Annotated in this window: 5 protein-coding genes and 2 pseudogenes; 5 read left to right on the forward strand and 2 right to left on the reverse strand. The window is 59.6% G+C overall.

The window, feature by feature from the left end:
- The 5 genes and pseudogenes from N554_RS42485 to nhaA all read left to right on the forward strand — a co-directional run.
- Positions 1-144 (forward strand): annotated as a pseudogene (locus tag N554_RS42485) (IS110 family transposase); the annotation flags it as partial.
- Positions 145-543: 399 nt separating this feature from the next.
- On the forward strand, positions 544-672 hold the full coding sequence (locus tag N554_RS42785; protein ID WP_256378768.1) for a hypothetical protein: 129 nt from the start codon (positions 544-546) through the stop codon (positions 670-672).
- Between the two features lie 357 nt (positions 673-1029).
- The gene (locus N554_RS0129845; protein WP_029586802.1) at positions 1030-2628 is read left to right on the forward strand and encodes a class I adenylate-forming enzyme family protein; all 1599 of its coding nucleotides are present in this window, start codon (positions 1030-1032) and stop codon (positions 2626-2628) included.
- Between the two features lie 6 nt (positions 2629-2634).
- Positions 2635-3273 (forward strand): recombinase family protein, encoded by a 639-nt coding sequence (locus N554_RS0129850; protein ID WP_036054592.1) that lies wholly within the window; start codon positions 2635-2637, stop codon positions 3271-3273.
- Positions 3274-3801: 528 nt separating this feature from the next.
- On the forward strand, positions 3802-5169 hold the full coding sequence (gene nhaA, locus N554_RS0129855; protein WP_029586804.1) for a Na+/H+ antiporter NhaA: 1368 nt from the start codon (positions 3802-3804) through the stop codon (positions 5167-5169).
- A 161-nt stretch (positions 5170-5330) separates the two neighbouring features.
- On the opposite strand, the gene N554_RS0129860 is transcribed toward nhaA, so the two are convergent.
- Positions 5331-5594: a PepSY domain-containing protein gene (locus N554_RS0129860; protein WP_029586805.1), complete on the reverse strand. Its 264-nt coding sequence runs from the start codon at positions 5592-5594 to the stop codon at positions 5331-5333.
- 305 nt (positions 5595-5899) lie between these two features.
- Positions 5900-6150 (reverse strand): annotated as a pseudogene (locus N554_RS41570) (MgtC/SapB family protein); the annotation flags it as partial.

Raw genomic sequence — 6150 nt, forward strand, 5'->3', positions numbered from 1 at the left:
AAGTCTTGGGGGATAAGGCTCGCCAAGCGCAACGGGCTCCGCAAGGCCAAGGTCGCGGTCGCGCGTAAGCTCGCGGTCATTCTCCATCGCATGTGGATCGATGGAACCGAATTCAACTGGTCGAAGAAGGAGATTGCTGCCTAACCGGGGAGCATACTGAGATCCCGCCAAACAGGCGGGAAAGACGTCCCTGCCGGGACGATGGCGATGGTGAGTTCGACCGATTTTGTGCGAGCGTCCAAAGGGCCGACCGCGATTGCAACATTGAACCGCCAGCGTCACCTAACGCCATCATGCGGAGGGCTTACCCCTATCGCGGAGAGAACAGTGGGCCCGGCAAGGATGATCGCTGGAGAGCTTGACAGCCAGACCCGGAATTAGAGAACAAAATCGGCACGAATGCGAAGTGCCGACTGCATCGAGCAATGTCCGAGTTGGGGGCGAAGCGGAAATCATATGCTCGTAGCGAGTTCTTCTCCTTTGCGGTGACAGCACGTCCGCGGAAGCTACGAGCGGCTGCTGGCCGAGGTCAAGCCGCAGCTGATGATCACCGATCCGCCCTATGCCGTGAACTATGATCCAGCCTGGCGGAAGCGGGCCGGCGTAAACCTCAATGCCCGCAAGCTCGGCAAGGTAGCGAACGACGATCGCGCCGATTGGCGGGAGGCCTAGGCACTGTTCCCCGGTTCCGTTGCTTGCCTATGTCTGGCATGCGGGTCGGCATACGAGCGAGGTCCAGCAATCCCTGGAGGCCTCCGGCTTCGAGATGCGCTCCCAGATCATCTGGGCCAAGGACCGTTTCGCGCTCAGCAGAGGCCACTATCATTGGCAGCACGAACCATGCTGGTACGCGGTGCGCGGGACGGCCGGGGCGAATTGGATCGGGGACCGCAAATGCCTGGCCTGCTCTCGGCCACCTGTTTGTTCCCCCCGCCTACAATCGCAACCATTTTCCCGAGACTGAAACAGCGCGGTAGCGCAGCCGCTGCAGTCTGCTCCCCGCGCTATCAGCAACGGGAAACCAGCCAAATGAAAACGACACCAGCAAATGCCTTGATGCACCACGTTGAAACCCGGCCAGACGCCACGGCCTTTGTCTTTCACGATGACGTGTGGAGCTACGGACGCCTGGCGGCCGAAGCGGAACGCGTGGCCCGCGGACTGGCCGCGCGCGGCGTCGGTCCGGGTGACCGCGTTGTTCTTCACATGGTGAACAGGCCGGAAATGCTCGTCGCCTACTATGCCTGTTTTCGAGTGGGCGCGATCGCAGCGCCCTTGCGGACCGCATTCACGTTCGCCGAGCTCGCCCCGCTTCTGCAGCGGCTGAAGCCCGCGCTCTACATCGGCGAAATCGGGCTCTACGGCAATATCGCTCCGGTCGACGTCACCATCCTTCCGCCGAACAAGCGCTTTGTTGTCAATGGAAACTTCGAGGATCACGGCGTGCAGCCGTGGGAAGCGCTGTTTGACGGAGGCACTGAGGACGATTTGCTGGTGCCGCCCGCCTCCTATAGGCCCGCTGTGTTGATCAATACGTCAGGCACCACCGGTCAGCCGAAATTCGTCGTCCATACCCCGGCGACGCTGGCGGCAACCACCAACCTGATGATCGAAGGTTGGGGATTATCGGACGACGACATCATGATCCTCGCGATGCCGATGGCACATATGAGCGGGCTCGGCTGCTTTCTGGCCTTTGTCCAGTTTGGCATTCCTTTCGTCCTGCTGGAGAGCTTTGATGCCGACACCGTTCTCGACATCATTGAACGCTATCGTTGCACGTTGCAGGGGGGATTTCCCTCCCAGTATGCGGCACTGCTTGAGCGACAGCAGATTCGGCCGCGAAATTTGGCGTCTTTGCGAATGTGCATTACCGCGGCGGACGCCTGCCCGATCGAGCTGCAGAAGCGGGTCACTGCGACCTTCGGCGCCCCGCTCTACAATCTCTGGGGCGCGACGGAAGTCGTTGGATCCCTTACTTACGGCCTGCAACCCGGACCGGTTTCACGCATCACGAAAGGGGCGCGGGTTCGGCTGGTCGACGATGACGGCAACGAGGTCAAGGACGGCGAGGTCGGAGAACTTCTGATACGCGGGGAAAACGTATTCGACGGATACTGGAATGATCCGGAGGCGACCGCGAGCAGTCTCAAGGCTGGCTGGTATTATACCGGCGACCTGATGCGGCGCGAAGGCGATGATCTCTGGTTCGTGTCGCGCAAGAGGGACATCATCATTCGCGGCGGCACCAATATCTCCCCGGTCGAGGTGGAGGAGGCGCTGGTGGCCTGTCACCCCGCGGTGGAGCAAGCCGCCGTGGTCGGCGTGCCGGACATCGTACTCGGCCAACGCGTATACGGTTTCGTGAAACTCTTACCCGGAACAGGGGATACGATTGTCTCCGAGATTCTCGGCCGTGTGGCGACACGGCTTGCCGCCTACAAGGTCCCCGAGGATCTCGGGATACTCGACGAAATGCCACGCAACGCGCTCAGCAAGGTCGATCGCAATGTGTTGCAGACCATGGCATGTCAGCCCGACCGGGCCGCTGGCCACGCTGCATTCGCAGGCGCGCTCGTTCGGCAACCCGACCAGCGGCCGACGCTGCAGCTCGCCGGCAACCGATAGAGCGGTTTGAGAACGGCCGCAGCGCTCTGGGTTGGGATTGAGGCGCAAAGGGCAGCAATCGAGCGCTTTGCCGCGGCCGAGTCGCTGACCATCATCGAAGAGTATGCCGAGTTCGAGACCGGGAAGGGCGCCGATGCCCTAGATCGCCGCCCGCAGCTTGCCGCTGCGTTGGCGGCGGCCAGGAAGGCAAAGTGCAGCATTGTCGTCTCGAAGCTGGATCGGCTTTCCCGCGATGTTGCGTTTGTCTCAGGCTTAATGGCTCAAAGGGTGCCGTTCATTGTTGCCGAGCCCGGTCGCGATGCTGACCCGTTCATGCTGCACCTGTACGCCGCCCTGGCGGAAAAGGAACGGCGGCTGATATCGGAGCGAACAACAGCCGCGCTGCAGGCCAAGAGGGCAAGCGGGGCAAAGCTCGGCAACCCGACAAACCTTTCTGTTGCGGGCTCGTTAGGACGCATCGCCCAAGCGCAGGTAGCGGATGAATTTGCCACAAACCTAATGCCCGTGGTCCAGGCTATCCAGAATGCCGGGGCACTTAGCCTGGCCGAGATTGCTAGCGCTCTAAATGGTCGTGGTGTCCGACCTGCTCGGGGCAGTCAATGGCACCGGTCGTCCGTTAGAAATCTACTGGCTCGTATTGAGTAGCGTCCACCTTTTATAGGCGTATTTCACCGGGCGGCTGAGCGGTCGAACCGCGGGCGAACACATCGCCGACATGCCGCACTGAACCGTCCAGACAGCTCGGGCTCTCCCCTGTCTCCCGATCTCGCGTGTCGCTCGCCGGCCACGGAGCCAAGCCTTGGACCGGCGGTAAATTTGCCGGGCTGTTAGGGGCACCGAAGCCGTGGGTGCCCGCGGATGAATTCCTAAGCCGCCGATAGCTCGGCGATCACCAATGCAGAAGGTGCCCTCAGCCGGCTCCGGGCACTCCCTGTGTTTCAACTTTTGGGGCGCGCCAAGCCAAATGTCCGTTTTGGGGGGAAGAGCGAAGACATCTGCTCGAGCTGAGTGTTTCTCAGTTTGACCCAACTCGGACATTGCGTGCTCACGTACAGCTTTCGAATAAGGTTGCCTTCTTTCCGTTGCTGTGTAGAACGACTTTCGGGTGTTCGCTGTATGCAGCAGCGACAGGTCAAGCGATGGTCGGGCCGCCACGCGGAAAGCGTGCGCCCAATGGATGATCGATTGTCAGCTGAAGACCTGCCGCGAGCCCAATTCCTTGCCGAGCGCGCCTTCACCACACTACAGCGCTTCTTGCACGTCGAGGCCGTCAGCGGCGGCGTGCTTCTGATTGCCGCAGCCTCCGCACTGATTTGGGCCAACTCTCCCTTCTCCCACGGCTATCATGCCCTCTGGCACCTGCCGCTCTCAATCGGGCTTGGCGAGTTCGTCTTCTCCCGGTCGTTGCACTTCTGGATCAGCGACGCGCTGATGACGGTTTTCTTCCTGCTCGTAGGCATGGAGATTCGGCGCGAAATTCATGAAGGCGCGCTAAGTAGGCTCGATCAGGCAATTCTCCCCATCGCCGCGGCTGCCGGCGGCGTCATCGCCCCCGCTCTTATTTACCTGAGCCTCAATATCGATCCAATTCGCGGCCAGGGCTGGGCAGTACCAACCGCGACAGACATCGCCTTTGCCGTGGGGGTGCTCGCACTTCTGGGGCGATCAATCCCGGTCAATGTGAGAGTCTTTCTCTTGGCTCTAGCCATCATAGACGACGTCATCGCGGTGCTGATCATCGCTTTCTTCTACTCGGGTGGACTTCAATTCAGTGGTTTCGTCGTTGTGTCATTTGGCATCTTAATGGTTCTAGGATTTCAGCGGATCGGGATTAGCTTAGCGCTCGCGTATACTTTGCCGGCCGCGCTCGTGTGGATCGGTTTTCTGATGTCTGGTGCCCACCCGACCCTTGCGGGCGTCGTGCTCGGCTTGATGACCCCCGTGCGACCGATCCCTATGCGGGAGCATCCGTTGAAAGTGGTGTCGCGTGTTGCTGAGGAACTGCGAGGCAGTGATGCAGTCTCGACGAGGGATACGCATCGTCTGGAATTGCCGCTGCGCCAGCTTCGCGTAGCCAATCGTGAGATGTTGCCGCCCGTAGTGCGCGTGCAGATAGCGCTGCATCCCTGGGTGGCCTACGGTATTATGCCCCTGTTCGCTTTAGCGAACGCCGGCGTTAGCCTCACGGGCATCAATCTCTCTGCCGAGGGTCAACTCGTCATGCTGGGCGTGGGGCTTGCTCTTGTTGCCGGGAAACCGATCGGTGTGGTCGGTGCGACTTGGCTCGCGGTGCGGCTGGGCTGGTGTCGGCTGGCACCGGGCGTTTCGTGGGGCGGCATCTGCCTCGTCGGCCTGCTGGCCGGGATCGGCTTCACAATGTCCATCTTCATCGCAATGCTCGCCTTCACCGATGAGAGGCTATTAAATTCGGCGAAACTAGGCGTGCTTTCGGGCTCGCTCGTCGCCGCCATGCTCGGTCTCGGTTGGGGAGCGAAATACGTGCGGCGCCAGCGCCGAGAAACACGCGCTCATCTCTCGTAGTGGTTTTCGCTTCTGGCACAAATGCGACGTGCCGACTGGATCGAGCAATGTCCGAGTTCGAGGGCGAAGCGGAAATCATATGCTCGTACTGAGTCTTCTCAGTTTGACCCGTTTCGGACATTCCTCGCTAATAGGCCACTTAGACAGCCTTCACTCCCTCCTTAGTCATCGAGCTTTTTGGAGGTGATCACGCCAGTTTTGGGCTCGGCATGAAATTCCATCTTCTGTCCTTTCTTAACACCCTCGCCTTCCCATCCGCCATCGTCGGCTTCAAGTTTGGTTACGTGCGTATAGCCAGAGTTAAGAACCTTATCGATCACATGAAGGGCTGGCATCCAGTCCGGCCCCCGCTGATCGGCCTTCGCCAGATTCACCGATGCGGCAGACAGGGCGAGGGCAAAAGCAATAGATACAAATCCATTCATTGCAGACCTCCCTTTGCTAGTTGAACAACGATGTGAAGCGCAACTGATCAAGCCTTACTTCAATTCGAAGGACTAAAGGCCACTGTTAGTCATCGCCAGCCCCGCCCGCACACCGCGCGGAACGGGGAAGTTTGTTCTAGAGCGCCGGTTTTCAACATCCCGACGCCGCAGAAATCATACCATCAGAACCGGCCGACGGGAATTGAGATAATCCCCCGAAGGTGTAGCCTACTTAGCCGTAAGCTTTAGCAAGACAGCGGAGGCAAAGCCGCAGTTTGCTACCTAATGCCGTACCGGAGGAAAGATTAGTCAGGCGACCTTTCAAGATCACCACTGTGTCGGGATTCAACGTTTACCCTAGTAACGCCGCTGATCGTTTTGATCTTCGCGATAAACGACGCAATATCGCTTGAGGACACCGGTGCCAATATTACGGTGAGGTCGTCCACATCGGCATCGCGCGCCCTAGCCAGAAATCGCTTGATCTGACCGTTTCGTACCTTGAGTGCATCTTTCAAAATCTCCGGCGTTAACGCCCCGCGCGCGGTTTCTATGA

It is taken from the genome of Bradyrhizobium sp. URHD0069 (assembly GCF_000701345.1).
Lineage (GTDB): Bacteria > Pseudomonadota > Alphaproteobacteria > Rhizobiales > Xanthobacteraceae > Bradyrhizobium.

Excerpts from the sequence above, each read along its gene's own strand:
- N554_RS42785 (WP_256378768.1), top strand. The coding sequence starts at position 544 with ATGATCACCGATCCGCCCTATGCCGTGAACTATGATCCAGCCTGGCGG.
- N554_RS0129845 (WP_029586802.1), top strand. The coding sequence starts at position 1,030 with ATGAAAACGACACCAGCAAATGCCTTGATGCACCACGTTGAAACCCGG.
- nhaA (WP_029586804.1), top strand. The coding sequence starts at position 3,802 with ATGGATGATCGATTGTCAGCTGAAGACCTGCCGCGAGCCCAATTCCTT.
- N554_RS0129860 (WP_029586805.1), bottom strand. The coding sequence starts at position 5,594 with ATGAATGGATTTGTATCTATTGCTTTTGCCCTCGCCCTGTCTGCCGCA.